The sequence below is a fragment of the Rothia sp. HMSC069C04 genome (assembly GCF_001812895.1).
Classification (GTDB): domain Bacteria; phylum Actinomycetota; class Actinomycetes; order Actinomycetales; family Micrococcaceae; genus Rothia.
The window spans coordinates 6,751-26,327 of record NZ_KV810762.1 but is presented as its reverse complement, the minus strand read 5'-3'; the positions used below and the strand labels follow the sequence as shown (position 1 = coordinate 26,327).

Genomic DNA, 19,577 nt, shown 5'->3' with positions numbered 1-19,577 from the left:
CGGCAATGATGCTCACCCTGTCCGCTTGTTCCGGCGGCGCGCAGGTCAACGCAGAATCGAGTGCTTCCACCTCCGCGAGCACTGAATCGGCAAGCACTGAAGCTTCTGTAACTCCCACTGCTACTCCTTCGCCCACCCCGACCGGTCCGTCTGGCTCCGAAATCGAACTGATTTACGCGAGCATGGACGTGAACCGCAACTCGCAGGAAGCCGCTGAGGCAACCGATAAAGCTGCGCACGCCGCATTGGAGCAGCATTTCCGTCTTTGGAATGCCTGGAGGCACGGGGATATCGAACACACCAGCGATGAGGAGCTGGTCCGGTACGTACATAAAGACGTGCTCGAAAGCGTGAAGAAGACTGTGGAGAATTTTTATGAGCTCTCTCAGGAAGCTCCCGCGAACGGCGATATTATCTTCCGTGATGCTAAGACAAAAGAGATTTACGGAAGCATCAAGGATGACGGGTCACGCGTATACAATACCGGCGTGGTTATCACCTACTGTGAAGACTGGAGTGATCTTCGCCGGGTAGATGGTGAGAAAGTTGATTCACCTCTGCAGACGCGAGAAATCACTTTTATTCGTCGCGCAGAGGATGGTGCGTTCGTTATTGCCAAGATGCGAACCGTACATAAAGGTTGCGACAACCAAGCAAACGCTACGAGCGAGGCGATCGCATCCGCTCAAAGCGAGTAGCTAATACTGCACGAGGCGCATACCGGGCACGCAGGGCGGGGGCTCCGTCCTCAAGGCGCTCAGCGCCGCAGAGGGGGCACTCCCCCGCCCGCGTTGTCCGGTGAAGCCTCGAACGTTAACCCTACCCACGGGCTCCAGTGCACCTCCCGACATATCTCAGCCGGTACCACCGAACCCAGCGAGCGCACTCCAACCCCTGCAAGCGCATCCGGCTCAGCATCCCAAACCCGAGCACACGACACACGCAACCTAGACACAGAAAACCCCCGCCGTCCTGTAGCGAACTACAGCACGGCGGGGGTTTCACGTACGCTCCCCTGCGGGCACATCCTCAACGGCAGCAAACCAACCAGCTACAAGCCAGCAGGCCGCGGCGGGACGTCTTACGCGAGCAGGGTCGGCTTCACCTGACGGAGCTTATCCAGCAGACCGTTCACGAACTTCGGAGATTCATTCGTGGACAGCACACGCGCCAGACCGACAGCCTCAGAAATTGCGACAGCATCCGGAACTTCATCATTGTACAGAAGCTCCCAAGTGCCAATACGCAGCACGGCACGGTCCACAGCGGGCATACGCTCGAAGGACCAGTCACGGGCGTAAGTCTCCACAAACTCGCGGATCTCTTCGTCGTGGTCGCGGACGCCACGAATGATTTCCTCAGAGTAAGCAGAGATCTGCGCTACCGTGTACAGTCGGCGGCGGCGGAGTACCTCAATATAATCTTCGTTGCGCTGATCCGCCTCGAAGAGCACTTCGAGGGCGCGCAATCGGGCTTTCGTACGCGAATTCATTAGTCGTTCACGCGACCGAGGTACTCACCGGTGCGGGTGTCAACCTTGACCTTGGTGCCGGTCTCCAGGAACAGGGGAACCTGGATCTCGTAGCCGGTCTCAACGGTTGCGGGCTTGGTGCCGCCGGTGGAGCGGTCGCCCTGCAGGCCGGGCTCGGTGTAGGTGATTTCGAGGACCACGGATGCGGGCAGCTCGATGTACAGGGGGCTACCCTCGTGCATTGCGATGGTTGCGGTCTGGGACTCGAGCATGTAGTTTGCTGCGTCGCCAACAACGGTTGCGGGAACGTTGATCTGGTCGTAGGTCTTCATGTCCATGAAGACGTAGTCGTCGCCGTCCTGGTACAGGTACTGGTAGTCGGAGCGGTCAACGGTTGCGGTCTCAATCTTAGCGCCAGCGTTAAAGGTACGGTCGACGACCTTGCCGGAGGTAACGTTGCGCAGCTTGGTGCGGACGAACGCGCCACCCTTACCGGGCTTAACGTGCTGGAACTCAACGACGGACCAGAGGTTGCCGTCAATCTTCAGGACGGCGCCGTTCTTAATATCGGTAGTGGATGCCATGGGGCTCTCCTTCGTGTCATCGACGCTCACGCCGTAGTGGTACCCGGCGAGGCGCTAAGTTTTCAATGAGCAAAAATATGTCCCGTACATTCTACAGGATGCGCACGAATTTGCCTAGCAGGGGCGCCACAGTTTTTCTGTGGCACCCCGCCCGGCTGGCGCGTATTAGCAAATACGTACCGAGTGCATCCGGTGAATGTACGGGACCCGTCACCTACTCGGTAATCTCCTGGTAGGTCATGTACAGGATCGAGTCGTCCGGCACCTCGTAGACGCGCGGGCGAGCCAAACCGTCAAGAATGATGAAGCGCAGCAGGTTGCCGCGTGCCTTCTTGTCGCGGCGCATTGCTTCGAGCAGCTGGGGCCATGCGTCTGCCTTGTAGGAGGTGGGCAGGCCCAGGGATTCGAGGATGCGGCGGGTGCGTGCCACGAGTTCTTCGTCAGCGTGGCCGGTTGCTAGCGCCAGTTCGGCGGCGTAGACCATGCCCACCGCAACGGCCGCGCCGTGACGCCACTGGTAGCGTTCGTTACGCTCAATGGCGTGGGCGAGGGTGTGGCCGTAGTTCAGGATTTCGCGGCGGCCGGATTCGCGCAGGTCCTCGGAGACAACCTCCGCCTTCACGCGCACGCTGCGCTCAATGAGTTCACGCATCACGGCGGACTGCGAATCGCGCACGGCCTGCGGGTTTGCCTCAATCAGGTCGAGAATCTCGGGGTCTGCGATGAAGCCGCACTTGACGACCTCACCCATGCCGGTCAGCAACTCGTGCTCAGGCAAGGTGCGCAGGGTGCCGATCTCGCAGAGCACGGCGGCGGGCGGCCAGAACGCGCCGACCAGGTTCTTACCCTCGGCGGTGTTGATGCCAGTCTTGCCGCCCACGGCAGCGTCCACCATGCCGAGCAGGGTGGTCGGAATGTGGATGACGCGCACGCCGCGCAGCCAGGTTGCCGCGACGAAGCCGGCAACGTCGGTAATGGCGCCGCCGCCCACGGAGATGATCGCGTCGGTGCGGGTGAAGTCGTTCTGACCGAGCACCTGCCAGCAGAACGCCGCCACCTGGTAGTGCTTTGCCTCCTCAGCGTCTGGGATTTCGGCGCTGAACGATTCGTAGCCCATGGCGCGCAGGTCTTCCATGACCAGCTCACCGGTGGAACGCAGGGCACGCGGGTGAATCACGAGCACCTTCTTGGTGCGGTTGCCCAGAATTTCGGGGATTTTACCGAGCAGGTTGTGGCCGATGAGAACCTCATAGTTCTCACGCGGGGAGCTGCCGGTCACCGGGATGCGGGTGATATCTTCCGCGCCGGAGGCACCGAAAGTGGGGGTGGGCTGAGTGCTCATCGTGTGTCCTTTCACAGGTGAGGGGTTATGCTTGGGGGCGCTGCGCGCGGGAGGCGCGGGTTGCGGTCACGTACGCCTGGATTTCGGCGGTCATCTCGGTGATGGGGCGGCCGCCTCGTGCGTCCAGGGTGAAGTGTGCCAGCTCTTCGTATCGGCTGCGGCGGCGCTCAAAAATTTCGGTCCACCGCTCGACCGGGTTCGGCTGCAGCAGCGGGCGGGTCTTGTTGCCGGTAATGCGCGGGGTGACGGTGTCAGCATCAACGAGGATGTACACCACGCATTCGTCCTTGAGCAGCTCCGCGACCGAGTCGGTCATGGGCGCGCCGCCGCCCAGGGAGAACACCGTGTTGCGGTACACGGGCGAGGTGAGGACCTCTTCGATGGTTTTGCGTTCGAGCTCGCGGAAGTACGCCTCACCGAAAATTTCGAAGATTTCGGAGACTTCGCCGTAGCGTTCCACGATGAGCTGGTCGGCGTCGAGGAACTCGTAGCCGTAGAAACGCGCCAGGTGCGTACCAATGTAGGTCTTACCTGCCGCCATGGGGCCGATGAGCACGATGGGTCGGGAGCGTTCCGCGAAGTTCTCGTGCATTTCACGCACCTGCTGCGGGTGGATGCGAGCGCCGCAGGCGGACTCGTCTTCTGCGAGCGCTTCTGCGGGGGTTTCTTCCGGCGCGCCCAGTTCTTCCAGCGCAACGGGTTCTTCCGGCATGCATGCCTCTGCGGGCGCGGCAACCTGAACCTTACCGAACAGCGCCGGGGTCGGACGAACCGGCTTGGCGTGTTCAGCCGCGGGCACAGCTACGGGGGCTGCGGGCGCAGGCTGAGGTTCCGGAGACTGCGGTTCAGCCTCCTGCACGGGAGCAGAAGCGCTCTCCCCCGCCGCAGGCTGAGCCTGTTTCGGAGGTGCCGGCTTGGGCGCGGCAGGCTTCGGCGTAGCGACTACCGACGGCGCGACCGGTTTTGGAGCTGCGGGCTTGGCGGGTGCAGGCTTGGGTGCAGTCGGCTTGGGTGCTTCCGCCGTCGCGGGCTCCTTGCCGGATTCCTCTTCGGCGGTGCCCATGCCCTGCAGGGCGCTGAGCAGCTTCAGGCGCAGGTCCTCGTCCAGACCGAGCGCCGGGTCGGCGTCCTCAGACACCGAGGAGGCGTACAGGCGCACACCCTGCGTGTTCGCCGCAGCGGCGGCGGGCAGGGGGCGGGTGCCAAAACGCATCAGGTCAGCCGGGGTGGGCACGCGAGAGGCCGGGCGAGAAGAATCCTCACGCTCAACAGCCTCACGAGCCCCAGCGCCTGCAGCCTCAACAGCCTGCTCAGCCGCAGCAGATACGGATTCCGATACACCGGATTCCGGGCGCGGCGAAGCGCCCCCTCGCGCACGCTGCGTCGCCGCAGCAATACGCGCAAGGGGGCTCGAAGCGACCGGGCGAACACCCTGCTCCACAGAAACCTCCCCGGAACCGCGACCCTTCGCGCCGCAGCCCTCAGACTCCGCCGGAAGGGGCACTACGCGTCCCAACCAGCCACGTTAGACTCCCACGCCAGAGACGCCGGAATAGCGTCCAGGTAGGAATCCATGTTGCGGCGAGTCTCACCGATCGAGTCTCCACCAAACTTCTCCAGTGCCGCCTCAGCGAGCACCAGGGCGACCATAGCCTCCGCCACCACGCCAGCGGCGGGAACAGCACACACGTCCGAACGCTGGTGGTGGGCGCGAGCCTCTTCACCGGTGGAAGTGTCAATGGTCTTCAGAGCCTTCGGCACGGTCGCAATGGGCTTCATTGCCGCGCGCACACGCAGCAGGTCGCCAATGCTCATGCCGCCCTCAATACCACCTGCACGGTTGGTATCGCGGGTAACGCCGTGCTCACCAATGGAAATCTCGTCGTGAGCGGCAGTGCCGGGGCGGTCAGCGGTCGCGAAACCGTCGCCAACCTCAACGCCCTTAATAGCCTGAATACCCATCAGGGCTGCAGCAAGGCGCGCGTCCAGGCGGCGGTCCCAGTGCACGTACGAACCCAGTCCGGGAGGCATACCGTACGCGAGCACCTCAACCACACCGCCGAGAGTCTCGCCGTCCTTGTGCGCCTCGTCCACGCGCTGAACCATCGCGTCGGAGGTTGCCTTGTCGAAGCAGCGCAGCGGGTCAGCATCCAGCTGGTCAACGTTGCGAGGCGAAGGCACCGGGGCGCCCTCGGGAGCATGCACGCCACCCACAGCCACGGTGTGAGAAACCAGCTCAACACCTAGAGCCTTCAAAATCTGGGCGGCAACCACGCCAAGAGCCACGCGGGTCGCAGTCTCACGCGCGGAGGCGCGCTCCAGCACCGGGCGAGCCTCAGAGAAGTTGTACTTCTGCATACCCGCAAAATCGGCGTGACCGGGGCGCGGGCGGGTCAGCGCAGCATTACGCGCACGGTGCTCAATCAGCTTGGGGTCAACCGGGTCGGAGCTCATCACGTCAGTCCACTTGGGCCACTCGGTGTTGGCAATCTCAATAGCGACCGGGCCGCCCTGAGTCAGGCCGTGACGCACACCGCCCAGGATGCGCACGCGGTCCTCCTCGAACTTCATGCGGGCACCGCGGCCGTAGCCAAGGCGGCGACGAGCCAGGGCGTCACGCACCATGTCGCTGGTGAGTTCCACACCGGCGGGTACGCCCTCAATAATGCCGACGAGCGCCTCGCCGTGGGATTCTCCGGCAGTGAGCCAACGCAGGGCCATAGGTTAACCTCTTTTCATCGCACCCGCACCGCAGCGCAGGAGGAAGGAATAATAATTCTTCACGTGTATAAATAGTGTATAAAATGCCTGTTTACTGAGCGAGTGAAAGCACGCTTTTTTCACGAAACGGAAGCACGAGGCGCAAGATCAACCGCCGCGCACATCGCATTCACCAAGCCCAGCAGCTCACCCTCAGACAGGGTGCGGTCGGTAAATAGCAGCACCTGCTCCACCGCCTGGTACAGCAGCATCTCCAGGCCAGAAACCACCGTGCCGCCGTTAGCCTCCCAAGCGCTCGCCAGCACCGAAGGCCACGGGTTATACGCAACATCGAGCAGTACCGGCCGGTGCGTTGCGGAGGCGCCCTTCAGCCCGCTCAGCTGGTTCGCCCACTCATCCGCCGCATGGGCAGGAAGAGTAGACACCACCGGGTGATGACCGCGCTCCGCAAGATTCTGCGGCAAATCAGCCAGGGAAATCTGCTCCAGCTGAACGCCCAGGCGGTCCGCTACCTCCTGCACGCTACCGAGCTTATGCAGCGAACGGGCGTACACGCTCACACGGGAATACCCCAGCAGATGCAGAGCGGTCAGGGCGGAAATAGCGGTCGCTCCGCCACCCACAATCGCGGCAGAATCCTTGAGTGGCTGCGGTTCCAAACCGGCGTGGCGCAGCGCGTTCACAATGCCGATCACGTCCGTGTTATCGCCCAGCACCTTCTCACCGCGCGGATACACCGTGTTCACCGCGCCGGTCACGAGGGCAGTCTCACTCAGCTCATCGCAATACTTGATGACCGCGGTCTTCAACGGCATCGTCACCGACAGACCCGCAATATACGGGGCGTCCTCCGTACCCTTCGGGTGGCGCACACCGTGCATAATCGCCGGCAAATCATCGGGCAGAGTATCGCGGCGATTATAACCCAAATTCTGCTCACCCAAAAAGTCATACGCGGCACGATGCAGTGCAGGCGACAGCGAATGCGCAATCGGGTGCCCCAGCACGTAGGCGCGGCGAAGATACGGGGCCTCACGGTACGGTTCAGTCTTCATCGATAGATACTCTTTCGCTCTCAACGCTTGGGGCTTGCGGACACGCACGCCACGAACCCGCGGTCATAGGCGCACTCTACCCATTTTAAGGGACAAACCAATATTCGGGTACAGCAAAGGCGGGCACCTCCCCCACTCTCGTGGAGGCGGTACCCGCCTCAGCAAGGAACCTTCAGTCCAAAGCTACTAAATCGTAGCTACCAGCTAAACCGATTAGCTACAACTTAGCTACAGCGGTTCGGGTGCTTAGAACACCACTGGTTGTACTCTTCAACATAACGCTGGTGCTCAGCGTACGTGCGGGAGTACTTAGTCTCACCGGAATCCAGGTCCACAGTCACCCAGTAGTAGTACGGGTTCTTCTCGGGAGCCGCAGCAGCCTTAATCGAAGCCAGCTGCGGGGAACCAATCGGACCCTTCGGAAGACCCTTATTCGCATAAGTGTTGTACTTATTGCTCTTATCGGCCTTCTGCTCTTCAGTCAGGTGGTACGAACGGACACCCAGACCGTAAGTCACGGTCGCATCCGACTGGATCAGACCCGAGGTCTCACCATCGGGGTTGTTCAGACGATTCTCAATGATGCCTGCAACCGCCACGTAGTCCTTCGGCTGAGCCTCAAGCTCCACGATGGAGGCGATGGTCAGAACCTCGAAGGTCTTCTGGTCGCCGCTCACGCCGGCTTCCTTCAGGTCAGCCTTGGTCTTATCAACCATGGTCTGAATGACCTTCTTGATGTCGGTGTCCTTCGGGAAGCGGTACTCACCCGGGTGCAACCAACCCTCAATCGAGGGGAAGTTGCTCGGCACACCGTACTGGGTGTAGTTGCTGACCGCGTCCTCAACCTGCTTGCGGGTGAACGCGCCATCGGAGCCAGAAACAATCAGATCGATGGTCTCGCTCACGCGCTTACCCTGCGGAATCGCCAGGTACAGAACGTTGCTGTTCGCATCAATAATGGTCGTAATCGCGCTCGAGCTGCTCATGTGCTGCTGCAGTTCATAGGTGCCAGGCTGCAGGTACTTACCCTTGCTCTCCTTGGTGTACACCTCAAGGAACTTATCAGCATCAGCAATGACGCCCGCCGCCTCAAGCTCCTGCGCCACCTGCGCGGTGGACTGGCCAGAACGAATCGTGAAAGTCACGGTCGTACCATTGCCGCCACCCGAGTAGTCACGAGTCTTGAACGGGTCATAGCGAGTAATCAAGGCACCCGAAATGATGACCAGAGCCACCACAAACAAGGAAATAGCGCTCAGCATGATGGCGCGGCGGCGGCGCTTACGCGCACGCAACGTAGCCACCGACACGATTTCCTGTTCCATCGTGATGCCGGTGATGCCCTTACGTTCATCCTCGGCTGTCGGCCTAAAGAGGTCGAGCCCGCTCTCTTCGGGATGTTTATTCTGTTCGGTCACTGAAGGTTCTCCGTTTCGTTGACGGCACCGACCGTGGTCCCTTCTGACTCGGACGGTCGGTTTTCTTCGTGGGCCGGATCGCTCACCTTGTACCCGGCTACGGACTGCCCCGCTTTGAGGGCATCCAGGCTGTACTGCAAAATGTTCACAGCCGCCACCTGGTCAACCATAGTCTTGAAATCTCGGCTGGAAACCCCAGCCTCGTGCAGTGCACGGTGAGCGCTCACGGTGGTGAGTCGCTCATCCACCAGCCAAATGTTAATGTGTGTTTTCTCTTCGGCATCCAGCTCGGAGCGCAGAGCCTGAGCGTACTCCCGAGCCATCTCCGTGGAGGGAGAATCCCCACCACGCATGGTCTTCGGAAGCCCGACGAAAACCTCCACCACCTCGTTCACCTCAATCAGCTTACGCAGAACGCGGCGGTCAGAGTTCTTCTTCGCGTCGCGGCGCAGCGTCTTGAGCGGGGTGGCGAGAATACCGTCGGGGTCGCTGAGGGCGGTGCCGACGCGGGCGTTACCCACATCGACACCCATCCGCACTCCGCGCTGGAATTCTGCCATGTTTAGGCCTGAGCCTGTGCGATAGCGTCGCGGACAGCGTCCAGTGCAGCACCAATCTTGGATGCGTCCTGGCCACCACCCTGAGCGACGTCGTCCTTACCGCCGCCACCGCCGCCGAGAACACCGGCAGCGACGCGAACCAGAGCGCCAGCCTTCACGCCAGCCTCACGAGCACCTTCATTGGTTGCCACCAGGACGACGGGGCGGCCATTAGCCACACCCACCACGGCGACAACAGCAGCCTCGGAGCCGAAGCGCGAACGCAGATCCAGAGCCAGGTCACGAACGCCGTTAGCGTCCAGCTCGCCAGCGTCATGTGCCAGAACGCGAACAGAACCGATGGTCTGTGCGTTCTCCAGCAGCTTGCCAGCCTCAGCCTGCAGCTTCTCGCGGCGCAGCTGAGCTAGTTCCTTCTCAGCAGCCTTCAGCTTAGCCAGAGTCTGGTTAATCTTCTCCGGCAGATCAGCGGAAGACTGAACCTTCATCAGGCCGGTCAGCTGGTTCACCAGGGTACGCTCAGCAGCCAGGTGGTTGAAGGAATCCAGACCCACCAGAGCCTCAACACGGCGGTTACCGGAGCCAACAGAGCCCTCGGTCAGCAGGGTCAGCGAACCAATCTCAGCGGACGAACCAACGTGGGTACCACCGCACAGCTCGCGGGAGAACTCGCCGCCGATCTCAACAACACGCACCACGTCGCCGTACTTCTCACCGAAGAGGCTCATAGCGCCCAGAGCCTTAGCCTCAGCCAGCGGCATCTCACGAGTAATCACCTCGTGGTTATCGCGGATCGCGAGGTTAGCAACCTCTTCAACCTCACGCTTAGCGGACTCGGACAGGCCCTCGCCCCACGCGAAGTCGAAGCGCAGGTAGCCTTCCTTGTTGAAAGAGCCACGCTGAGTAGCCTCGTTGCCGAGCACCTGGTGCAGGGCAGCGTGAATGATGTGGGTACCGGAGTGTGCCTTCTCACCGTCGCGGCGGCGCTGAACATCAACCTGTGCCACAACATCGGCACCGGTGTGAACCTCGCCCTCACGCACAACGGCGCGGTGAACGCTCAGACCCTTCACGGGCTGCTGAACGTCCTGAACGTCAATGATGAAGCCGTTACCAGTAATGACACCGGTATCAGCTGCCTGGCCACCTGCCTCCGCGTAGAACGGAGTCTCATCCAGGACAACCTCAATCTTGTCGCCAGCCTTAGCGGCGGGCACGGAAACGCCGTCCACCAGGATTGCGCGCAGCTTAGTCTCAGTACGCAACTCGGTGTAACCGGTGAAGATGGAGCCACGCTCGTCCACGAGCTTACGCAGCTCGGACAGGTCAGCGAACGCACCCTTCTTCGCCTTAGCGTCAGCCTGCGCACGGTGACGCTGCTCAGCCATCAGCTCGCGGAAGGACTTCTCATCAACCTTCACGCCAGCCTCAGCAGCCATCTCCAGGGTCAGGTCAATCGGGAAGCCGTAGGTGTCGTGCAGAGCAAACGCCTCAGCACCAGAAACAGCGTTGGAACCGTCCTTCTTAGCGGCAGCAACAGCCTCTTCCAGACGCTCAGTACCGGTCTCAATGGTGTGCAGGAACGCCTTCTCCTCAGCGTACGCAATACGGGAAATACGCTCGAAGTCGTCAGCAACGTACGGGAAAGCACCCTTCATCGCATCACGCGAAGCCGGGAACAGCACGGGCAGGCAGGGCTCAGTAACGCCCAGCAGACGCATCGCACGGATAGCGCGGCGCATCAGACGGCGCAGAATGTAGCCACGACCCTCGTTGGAGGGGGTCACGCCATCAGCAATCAGCATCAGCGAAGAGCGGATGTGGTCCGCCACCACGCGCATACGCACGTCGTCCTCGTAGCCCTCGTCCTTGGGGGACTCGGAGCCGTGGTACTTCTTACCGGACAGCTCAGAAGCAGCATCCAGAACGGGGCGGACCTGGTCAGTCTCGTAGAAGTTCTCAACACCCTGCAGCAGCATGGCAAGACGCTCAACGCCCAGACCGGTATCGATGTTCTTCTTCGGCAAATCACCCAGAATCTCGAAGTCATCCTTACCGATGCCCTCGCCACGCTGGTACTGCATGAACACAAGGTTCCAAATCTCAATGTAACGGTCGTCGTCAGCCGCCGGGCCGCCTTCCTTACCGTACGCGGGGCCACGGTCGTAGAAGATCTCCGAGTCGGGGCCTGCGGGGCCGGGCTGACCGGTGGACCAGTAGTTTTCCTTCATGCCCATACGCTGAATACGCTCAGCCGGGAAGCCCACCTTGTTGTGCCAAATGTCGAAAGCCTCATCGTCACCCTCATAAATGGTGACCCACAGGCGCTCCGGATCCAGGCCGAAACCGCCCTTATCCTGAGGGGTGGTCAGCAGCTCGTAAGCGAAAGGAATAGCCTGCTCCTTGAAGTAATCACCAAACGAGAAGTTACCAGCCATCTGGAAGAAGGTACCGTGACGCGCAGTCTTACCGACCTCTTCAATGTCCAAGGTGCGGATGCACTTCTGCACGCTGGTCGCGCGGGAGAACGGAGGGGTCTCACGGCCCAGGAAGTAGGGAATGAACGGCACCATACCGGCGATGGTGAACATAGCGCCGGGCTCGTTCGAAATCAGCGATGCCGAAGGCACCACAGTATGGCCGCGGGAAGCGAAGAAATCGATCCAGCGCTTAGAAATCTCCTGTGAGAGCATCTCGTTCCTTAGAGTAATCTGTGCGAAATTCTAAATTAGTCTACTGACCTATGGTGCCTGTCCGAGAGCAAAATGGCTAATCGAGCCACCCTCGTACCGTGGTTAACGGACAAAAACACCACCTTTAAAAACCTAGTTGAAGAAGCCGTCGCCGAGCTGACGGTCACGCGCAATACGCTGCTCACGCGCTCGCTTCTGAGCCTCTTCCAAGGAGGCAATCTCAGCCTCCACCTCAATGAGTTCACGCTCAGCCAGGCGGCGGTTCGTGGATTCAATCTCAGCCGAGCTCATCTGGCGGTCCCATGTATCCAGGGAGCCAGGACGCAGATCCTGCTTCTGGCGCTCCACCTTAGCGTTGAGCTCCATCTCCTTCTCCTGCATGCCCTCACGCACGCGGGCGGCGAACTCAACAGCACGCAACGCATACGGCTGCAGGGGCTTGCCAATCGGCGAATCGAAGAACTTTCCCATATGAGACTCCGGGTTGAGGGCAAGCTCACCGTGCTCACGCATGAGCAGGGCGCTGCCGGGGGTACGCTGAGCAGGTTCGGAGGTGGCACGCCTGGAAGCGAAGTAACCAACCGCCGCGCCGGCGCCGAGCAGAAGAGCTGAACGAAGCAGACCCATTAGTTCTCACCGCCTGCAGAGTAAGAGGACTGAGCCGAACCGTACTGGCCGCCAGTGTGGGTGTTGCCGGTGTTGCCAGCGGTGCCGTGTGCATCGCCGGTCTTGCCGCCGCGGAACGCCTGACGCACACCGTACGAGAAGGACGCAACCTTAATCAGCGGCTGACCCACAGTCGAGGTCACCAGCGAGGACAGCGCAGAAACGTTCGCGGACGCATCCGAAACGTTCGAGGTGATGTCGTCAACCTTCTCCAGCTGCTCATTGGTGGTCACCACAGTACGGGTCACCTCTTCAATGAGAGGGCCGGTGCTCTGGTTCAGCGAACGAATCGTCACGATAAGCTCATCAAACACCTTAGTCAGGCGAATAATGGGTAACGCAAGAAGAGCCACCAGAATCGCAAAAACTCCTGCTGCAATCAGGCCCGCAATATCTCCGCCGGTCATCTATAACCCCATTCCGCTCAATGCATGATGCTTATCAATAGTCGTACAAGGCTGGACGCCACCGTGGCGTACAGCCGGATCGTGCATACAGTTCAGGACTGTATACACAGCTCAATCCCCTATTTTAGTCGAAAAATCCTTCAAGCGCCCCCTAAACTCTCATGAAACTCCCAGCGACGGAAGATTCACAGGTTCAGCGGCATCACTGCCCTGTAGTGTATATACCCCAAAAACCCGCGCGTTAAACGGGAACAACCCGCCCCCACCGAACGGTGCAGGACGGGTTGCTTCTCGAAAAATCGAGATTATGCCAGACGCGAGTAGTACTCAACGACCAGCTGCTCGTCGCAGATCACGGGGATCTCTTCGCGCTTGGGCTTGCGCTCAAGCTTTGCGTGCAGCTTCTCGATCTCAACGTTCAGGTATGCGGGAACCTCGGGCAGAACTGCCTGGTTCTCACCTGCAGCCGCAGCCTGGAAGGGGGTGGTCTTCTCAGCCTTGGGGTGAACGTGGATCAGCTGGCCGGGCTTGACGTGGAACGAGGGGCGGTCCACGCGAACGCCGTCAACCATGATGTGACGGTGAACAACCATCTGACGTGCCTGTGCAATGGTGCGGGCGAAGCCTGCACGCAGAACCAGAGCGTCGAGGCGGGTCTCGAGCAGCTCGACCATGTTCTTACCGGTCTGGCCCTCGGTACGCTTTGCCTCGAGGTATGCGCGGCGCATCTGTGCCTCGCGAATGTTGTACTGAGCGCGCAGACGCTGCTTTTCCTTCAGCTGGGTAGCGTAGTTGGAGTCAGCCTTCTTGCGGGCACGGCCGTGCTGGCCGGGGCCGTAAGGACGACGCTCGAGGTACTTTTCTGCCTTCGGGGTCAGTGCAATGCCCAGGGCACGGGACTGACGCACGGTACGGCGGGTGCGGTTGTGCTTAGCCACAATCTACCTTTCTATGTGAGGCTCCTGCACCCTCACGGGTGGGGCCTCAGTCTGTTGAATACTGGCCTCCTCGGTTGACCCCGCCGGGATCCGTACGCGACCGGTTCGGTCGTTGCTGTACGGCGGTGGGGCGGAGAGCTCGGGGCAGAGTACCCCGCAGCTACATTACTGACACCCGCACGGATGCGGGCATAGTAATTGCCAGACCCGTCAAGCTTACCGGATGCACCCGGGCTTTACCAGCCTTTTGGGAAATCTTTGGTTCAAATCACTGTGCGTGTGGGTTTTTAATACTTACCCACACGACCCCAACAGAAAATATTTGCACCCGTCAGGGCTATTTAGGCGTGCCTTTCCCGAAAAATTGCGGCGCCGAGATGTTGGATTGTAATCATTTCGTTATTTTTAACCTGTGAATCTATGGGAATAGCTTGAATCAGTCCCCCATATCGCCTAGACTAGAAACCATAACAAGCTTGGCGTCCGCCCTTCCGGGAAGGCCGATAGTCAAGACGTCTATCACAACTCAAAACTCTGACGCGGTGCGCAGTACTACCGAGGTACTACGCACCGCTTTCTGTTTGCGCTCAGCCCTATACGGCTACCTTCCTACCGAGCCGCGCCGATCTCCCGGTGGTCAGCACTCAAAGTAGTAGACGGCTCGATGGGAGCCACGTAAGCTAACGGGTCGTATCCTGCACCGGAGCCGCATCCAAAATACGGCGAATACGCTCACGACGCTCCGTCAACGTACGCTCAAAACCGTGCTGAGTCGGCTCGTAGTAGACCGTGCCGCGCAGAGTATCCGGCAGGTACTGCTGCGCCGCCACATGCCCCGGCTCATTATGCGCATACACATACCCCACGCCGTGACCAAACTGCTTAGCCCCCGCATAATGACCATCACGCAGATGCACCGGAACCTGACCCGAAGCACCCGCACGCACATCCGCAATCGCGCGGTTAATCGCGTTATACGCCGCGTTTGACTTCGGCGCGAGCGCACAATAAATCACCGCCTGCGACAGGATAATACGCGCCTCCGGCATGCCCACCAGCGCCACCGACTGCGCCGCAGCCGTCGCCACCTGCAGCGCCTGCGGATCAGCCAGGCCAATATCCTCACTCGCCAAAATCATGATGCGCCGAGCCACAAAACGCGGATCCTCGCCGCCCTCCAGCATGCGCGCCAGATAGTGCACCGCGGCGTCCGCATCAGAGCCGCGCATGGATTTAATGAACGCACTCACCACGTCATAATGCTGATCGCCCGAACGGTCGTAGCGGATCGCGGCGCGGTCCACCGCCTCCGTAGCATGCGCCAGGGTGATGCGCACGGGCGCGGCAGGTTTCGTAGACTTCTCCCCCGCCTGATTTGCCGAATTTACCGAGTCTGCCGAATCTGCCAAATCCTCAGCGGAGCGGGCAGATTCTACCGAAGCCTGTTCGGCCTCGCTAAACGCAATCGCAGCCGCCGCCTCCAGGGAAGTCAGGGAGCGGCGAGCGTCGCCTCCCGAAACCGCCGCGAGGTGGGCGCGCGCATCCGCATCAATAACCGCCGCACCATCAAAACCGCGCGGGTCAGCCAACGCACGGTCAATCAAACGCTCAATATCGGACTGCTCCAACGAATGAACCCGCAACAGCAGCGAGCGCGAGAGCAGCGGCGAAATAATGCTGAACGACGGGTTCTCCGTCGTAGCCGCCACCAGAATCACCCAGCGGTTCTCCACACCGGGCAGAAGTGCATCCTGCTGAGCCTTCGTGAAACGGTGAATCTCGTCGAGGAAGAGCACAGTGGTCGTGCCGTACATGTCGCGGTCGAGCAGCGCCTGATCCATGACCGCGCGCACATCCTTCACGCCCGCAGTAATCGCCGAAAGCTCCACGAACTTACGACCCGGCGCACGCGCAATCACATGCGCCAGAGTGGTCTTGCCCGTACCCGGAGGGCCGTACAAAATCACCGAGGACGGGCCAGCCGGGCCGGCGTTCTCCCCCGCCAACACGCGCAGAGGCGCACCCGGAGTCAGCAGATGCTCCTGGCCGAGGACCTCATCAATCGTGCGCGGACGCATGCGCACCGCCAACGGTGCACGAGACGCCGAACGGGCAGAATACGCACGCGACGCAGAGGCACGCGAGGAGGCGGGCTCCTCGGCGGGCGCACCAATCAGGCTCACGCGGTCCCCGTCGTCGGGCAGCTCAAGGTCAAAGAGGGAATCAGCCATAGTCTTACTCTATCGTTTCACAATCTGGAGGCGGGTACGGGGTGTGGATATACAGCTGCGGATTTAGCTCGCGGCGTGACACCACACGGGTTTTCGATAGGTTAGTGTCTTCGCCGTGGGTTTTAAACCCCGGGGCAAGGCTTTAAACCCCGGGACAATCCACTAACCTATCGAAAGCGCCGGCCTAGAGGGTCTCACTATCGAGAATCAGGGTCACCGGGCCGTCATTGACCAGCTCCACCTGCATGTCCGCACCGAACACGCCGGTCTCCACGTGCAGGCCACGCTCACGCAGTGCCTGAACATAGTCGTTGAACAGCGGCTCACTCACCGGACCGGGTGCAGCGGCAGACCAGGAGGGGCGGCGGCCCTTCTTCGCATCCCCGTACAGGGTGAACTGGCTAACCGCCAGCACGGGTGCGCCCTCATCGAGCAGGGACTTCTCCCCCTCCATCAGGCGCAGGTTCGCGGTCTTATCGGCAAGCTTCGCAATCTGTGCCGCACCGTCACCGTGCGTGATACCGACCAGCACCAGGTAGCCGGGGCGGTCAATCGCGCCGACCGTCTCACCCGCCACGCGGACCGCCGCGCGGGTCACACGCTGAATAACTACTCGCATCGTTCACCTTTCAACTGGGTTCATCTTTCAACTTGGAGCCGGCCTTCACCGAGCTCATATATCTCTTTCGACACCACACTCGGTAGCCGTTTTAGAGGCGGCTGTTTTAGACGCGGCTGGTTTAGGGGGAGCCGCAGTTCTAGAGGCAGTCGCCTCAGAGCACGCCGCGCAACTGCACGGCACGCAAAAACTGGTTCGCCGCCCGCGGGGTACGAAACTCAATAAAACGCTTCTGCAGATGCTGCCCGCGAGCCTCCGCCAGCAATTCCCCGACGTGCGGGTAGCTCCTCCATGTGTACCGAATCATGTTGTCCGGGTCGCGCAGAATATTCTTCAGCGGCGGCTCCACATTATCAGCCCACAGCCTCTGACCCGTCACCGCACGGCGCACCGTCCGGCGAACCACACGCCACATGACCACCGCACGGCTATAGCGCAAGTAAATCACCACATCCGCACGCTCCAGCAGACGGCCGCGCACCTGCGGATACTGCCACTCCGTAATCCACGCAGGCCGCTCAATGAGCGTCTGAACATCCGCCTCAAAACTAGGGCGCGGAGTCCAGTTCGGACCCCAATGCAACGAGTCCATCTCCGTATGCGGAATGTCCAGGAGGCGCCCCAACCGCGCCGCGAACGTCGTCTTACCGCTACCGCTCGGGCCGGCAATCAGAATACGCATGCTCCCCTCCCCCTTTGGTTAGTACACAAATCGGCACGCACGCCAGTTGATACAAAAGGTGGGCTGCGACCCTGCACCAGCAGAATACACAGCCCACCCTCAACGGCGACCCCGGCACAACTCAACGCCCGCCGGGTTCACGCCGCACAGGCCCACACCCCTACGGGGCGCACGACCAAAGACTAGAGAAGATTACTCCTCGTCCTTCTTCTTCGGCTTGAAATCAACGCCAGCTTCCTTACGCTGCTCCGGAGTAATCGGTGCAGGAGCCGCAGTCAGCGGGTCGAAACCGTTACCGGTCTTCGGGAACGCAATAACCTCGCGAATCGAATCAACGCCAGCCAGCAGAGACACAATACGGTCCCAACCGAACGCAATACCACCCATGGGCGGTGCGCCGTACTTGAACGCATCCAGCAGGAAGCCGAACTTCTCCTGAGCCTCTTCCTCACCAATGCCCATCACAGCGAACACGCGTTCCTGCACGTCACGGCGGTGAATACGGATCGAACCGCCACCAATCTCGTTACCGTTGCAGACAATGTCGTAAGCGTACGCCAGAGCCGAACCCGGGTCAGTATCGAAAGTATCCATGAACTCGGGCTTCGGGGAGGTGAACGCGTGGTGCACAGCAGTCCACGCGGAGTGACCCAGAGCCACGTCACCGGACTCAGTAGCCTCAGCAGAAGACTCGAACATGGGAGCGTCAACAACCCACACGAAGGACCACTCGCCGTCCTTAATCAGGCCGGTACGGTGACCAATCTCAACACGAGCAGCACCCAGCAGCGCACGGGAAGCCTTAGCCTCACCAGCAGCGAAGAAGATGCAGTCGCCGGGCTTCGCGCCGGTAGCCTCAGCCAGGCCAGCACGCTCAGCGTCGGTAATGTTCTTAGCAACCGGACCGGTCAGCTCGCCATCCTCCTGAATGAGAACGTAAGCCAGACCCTTAGCGCCGCGCTGCTTAGCCCATTCCTGCCAAGCGTCCAGGGTGCGGCGGGGCTGGGATGCGCCACCGGGCATCACCACGGCGCCCACGTAGGGAGCCTTGAACACGCGGAAAGTGGTGTCCTTGAAGTACTCGGTCAGCTCAGTCAGCTCCAGACCAAAACGCAGGTCAGGCTTGTCCGTACCGTACTTCTCCATCGCATCCTTGTAGGTCATGCGCTGAATCGGGCGGGGAACCTTCACATCAATCAGGTTCCACACAGCCTCAACGATGCGCTCGCCCAGCTCAATGATGTCTTCCTGATCAACGAACGAAGCCTCAATGTCCAGCTGAGTGAACTCAGGCTGACGGTCCGCACGGAAATCCTCGTCACGGTAGCAGCGAGCAATCTGGTAGTACTTCTCAATACCGCCCACCTGCAGCAGCTGCTTGAACAGCTGCGGGGACTGCGGCAGAGCGTACCAAGAACCCGGAGCCAGACGAGCCGGCACCAGGAAGTCGCGTGCACCCTCGGGGGTGGAACGGGTCAGGGTCGGGGTCTCAACCTCAATGTAGCCGTCCTCGGCCAGCAGGTTGCGTGCCGCACGGTTCGCGTCCGAACGCAGGCGCATGATGCGGGCCGGCTCCGGGCGGCGAAGGTCCAGGTAGCGGTAGCGCAGGCGCGCCTCCTCACCCACCTCAACGTGCTCGTCAATCTGGAAAGGTAGCGGAGCGGCAGTGTTCAGCACCTCAACGGCGGACACCTCAACCTCAATCTCGCCGGTCGCCAGGTTCGGGTTCTCGTTACCCTCCGGGCGCTTAGTCACCAGACCGGTCACACGCAGCACATACTCGTTGCGCAGGTGCTCAAAATCAGCCTCATTGTGGAAAACACACTGGGTGACACCCTCACGGTCACGCAGGTCAACGAAAGCGACACCACCGTGGTCGCGGCGGCGAGCCACCCAACCGGTCAGGGTAACAGTCTCTCCAATATTTGCGGCGGTCAGCTCGCCGTTGGTGTGAGTGCGAAGCACAGACATTCCTTTCATAGCGGGCACCTCACGACTATAGACAGTAGCCGGGTACACGCGGTTGATGATATGCGCACACTGCGTGCGCCTCATATATTGTATCCCCTCCGGGCAGGTCGATGGCGGGTCGGGGCAAGTCAGGCACCAGAAAATGGGGTGCGGAGGCGGGGGTGCAGGTTTGTGCCATGGGTTAGTGTCTTCTGTCGTAGTTAAAAACCATGGCAGAAGACA

17 protein-coding genes are annotated in these 19,577 nt (G+C 60.7%); 1 reads left to right on the top strand and 16 read right to left on the bottom strand.

Annotated features, from left to right (window positions below; translation table 11 throughout):
- Positions 1-698 (top strand): hypothetical protein (locus HMPREF2879_RS07680; RefSeq protein ID WP_168165101.1); only part of this gene is annotated, 698 nt, incomplete at its 5' end.
- Between the two features lie 383 nt (positions 699-1,081).
- Here HMPREF2879_RS07680 and nusB read toward each other — a convergent pair.
- The 16 genes from nusB to aspS form a co-directional block, all read right to left on the bottom strand.
- On the bottom strand, positions 1,082-1,492 hold the full coding sequence (gene nusB / locus HMPREF2879_RS07675; protein WP_005505934.1) for a transcription antitermination factor NusB: 411 nt from the start codon (positions 1,490-1,492) through the stop codon (positions 1,082-1,084).
- Positions 1,492-2,055, bottom strand: coding sequence for an elongation factor P (efp, locus tag HMPREF2879_RS07670; RefSeq protein WP_005505932.1), 564 nt, complete (start codon positions 2,053-2,055; stop codon positions 1,492-1,494). The genes nusB and efp overlap by 1 nt, the downstream gene beginning before the upstream one ends.
- Before the next feature lie 214 nt (positions 2,056-2,269).
- Entirely contained in the window at positions 2,270-3,397 is a 1,128-nt protein-coding gene (gene aroB / locus HMPREF2879_RS07665) for a 3-dehydroquinate synthase (protein ID WP_070635182.1), read from the bottom strand.
- Positions 3,398-3,422: 25 nt separating this feature from the next.
- Positions 3,423-4,901 carry a shikimate kinase gene (locus HMPREF2879_RS07660; protein WP_044150413.1) on the bottom strand — a complete coding sequence of 493 codons (1,479 nt, stop codon included), beginning with the start codon at positions 4,899-4,901 and terminating at the stop codon, positions 3,423-3,425.
- Positions 4,901-6,118, bottom strand: coding sequence for a chorismate synthase (gene aroC / locus HMPREF2879_RS07655; protein ID WP_070635181.1), 1,218 nt, complete (start codon positions 6,116-6,118; stop codon positions 4,901-4,903). Before aroC ends, HMPREF2879_RS07660 begins: the two co-directional genes overlap by 1 nt.
- A gap of 119 nt (positions 6,119-6,237) precedes the next feature.
- Positions 6,238-7,173: a shikimate dehydrogenase gene (locus HMPREF2879_RS07650; protein WP_070635180.1), complete on the bottom strand. Its 936-nt coding sequence runs from the start codon at positions 7,171-7,173 to the stop codon at positions 6,238-6,240.
- Between the two features lie 224 nt (positions 7,174-7,397).
- Positions 7,398-8,591, bottom strand: a complete 1,194-nt coding sequence (mltG, locus tag HMPREF2879_RS07645) for an endolytic transglycosylase MltG (RefSeq protein ID WP_012903483.1) — start codon at positions 8,589-8,591, stop codon at positions 7,398-7,400.
- Positions 8,588-9,151 (bottom strand): Holliday junction resolvase RuvX, encoded by a 564-nt coding sequence (ruvX, locus tag HMPREF2879_RS07640; RefSeq protein WP_012903482.1) that lies wholly within the window; start codon positions 9,149-9,151, stop codon positions 8,588-8,590. The genes mltG and ruvX overlap by 4 nt, the downstream gene beginning before the upstream one ends.
- Before the next feature lie 2 nt (positions 9,152-9,153).
- Complete coding sequence (alaS, locus tag HMPREF2879_RS07635) at positions 9,154-11,841, bottom strand: alanine--tRNA ligase (protein ID WP_070635179.1); 2,688 nt, start codon at positions 11,839-11,841, stop codon at positions 9,154-9,156.
- 132 nt (positions 11,842-11,973) lie between these two features.
- On the bottom strand, positions 11,974-12,468 hold the full coding sequence (locus tag HMPREF2879_RS07630) for a peptide chain release factor 4 (protein ID WP_070506243.1): 495 nt from the start codon (positions 12,466-12,468) through the stop codon (positions 11,974-11,976).
- On the bottom strand, positions 12,468-12,914 hold the full coding sequence (locus HMPREF2879_RS07625; RefSeq protein ID WP_070506242.1) for a DUF948 domain-containing protein: 447 nt from the start codon (positions 12,912-12,914) through the stop codon (positions 12,468-12,470). Before HMPREF2879_RS07625 ends, HMPREF2879_RS07630 begins: the two co-directional genes overlap by 1 nt.
- Positions 12,915-13,219: 305 nt before the next feature.
- Entirely contained in the window at positions 13,220-13,852 is a 633-nt protein-coding gene (gene rpsD / locus HMPREF2879_RS07620; protein ID WP_005508739.1) for a 30S ribosomal protein S4, read from the bottom strand.
- A gap of 680 nt (positions 13,853-14,532) precedes the next feature.
- Positions 14,533-16,083 carry a replication-associated recombination protein A gene (locus HMPREF2879_RS07615; RefSeq protein WP_070635178.1) on the bottom strand — a complete coding sequence of 517 codons (1,551 nt, stop codon included), beginning with the start codon at positions 16,081-16,083 and terminating at the stop codon, positions 14,533-14,535.
- Positions 16,084-16,267: 184 nt separating this feature from the next.
- Positions 16,268-16,702: a D-aminoacyl-tRNA deacylase gene (gene dtd / locus HMPREF2879_RS07610; RefSeq protein ID WP_049341925.1), complete on the bottom strand. Its 435-nt coding sequence runs from the start codon at positions 16,700-16,702 to the stop codon at positions 16,268-16,270.
- 154 nt (positions 16,703-16,856) lie between these two features.
- Complete coding sequence (locus HMPREF2879_RS07605; RefSeq protein ID WP_049337468.1) at positions 16,857-17,384, bottom strand: P-loop NTPase family protein; 528 nt, start codon at positions 17,382-17,384, stop codon at positions 16,857-16,859.
- A 192-nt stretch (positions 17,385-17,576) separates the two neighbouring features.
- On the bottom strand, positions 17,577-19,349 hold the full coding sequence (gene aspS / locus HMPREF2879_RS07600; RefSeq protein ID WP_044145827.1) for an aspartate--tRNA ligase: 1,773 nt from the start codon (positions 19,347-19,349) through the stop codon (positions 17,577-17,579).
- Positions 19,350-19,577: the final 228 nt, after the last annotated feature.

Excerpts from the sequence above, each read along its gene's own strand:
- alaS (WP_070635179.1), bottom strand. The coding sequence starts at position 11,841 with ATGCTCTCACAGGAGATTTCTAAGCGCTGGATCGATTTCTTCGCTTCC.
- HMPREF2879_RS07650 (WP_070635180.1), bottom strand. The coding sequence starts at position 7,173 with ATGAAGACTGAACCGTACCGTGAGGCCCCGTATCTTCGCCGCGCCTAC.
- aroB (WP_070635182.1), bottom strand. The coding sequence starts at position 3,397 with ATGAGCACTCAGCCCACCCCCACTTTCGGTGCCTCCGGCGCGGAAGAT.
- dtd (WP_049341925.1), bottom strand. The coding sequence starts at position 16,702 with ATGCGAGTAGTTATTCAGCGTGTGACCCGCGCGGCGGTCCGCGTGGCG.
- ruvX (WP_012903482.1), bottom strand. The coding sequence starts at position 9,151 with ATGGCAGAATTCCAGCGCGGAGTGCGGATGGGTGTCGATGTGGGTAAC.
- HMPREF2879_RS07615 (WP_070635178.1), bottom strand. The coding sequence starts at position 16,083 with ATGGCTGATTCCCTCTTTGACCTTGAGCTGCCCGACGACGGGGACCGC.
- HMPREF2879_RS07625 (WP_070506242.1), bottom strand. The coding sequence starts at position 12,914 with ATGACCGGCGGAGATATTGCGGGCCTGATTGCAGCAGGAGTTTTTGCG.
- HMPREF2879_RS07630 (WP_070506243.1), bottom strand. The coding sequence starts at position 12,468 with ATGGGTCTGCTTCGTTCAGCTCTTCTGCTCGGCGCCGGCGCGGCGGTT.
- efp (WP_005505932.1), bottom strand. The coding sequence starts at position 2,055 with ATGGCATCCACTACCGATATTAAGAACGGCGCCGTCCTGAAGATTGAC.
- nusB (WP_005505934.1), bottom strand. The coding sequence starts at position 1,492 with ATGAATTCGCGTACGAAAGCCCGATTGCGCGCCCTCGAAGTGCTCTTC.
- HMPREF2879_RS07605 (WP_049337468.1), bottom strand. The coding sequence starts at position 17,384 with ATGCGTATTCTGATTGCCGGCCCGAGCGGTAGCGGTAAGACGACGTTC.
- aroC (WP_070635181.1), bottom strand. The coding sequence starts at position 6,118 with ATGGCCCTGCGTTGGCTCACTGCCGGAGAATCCCACGGCGAGGCGCTC.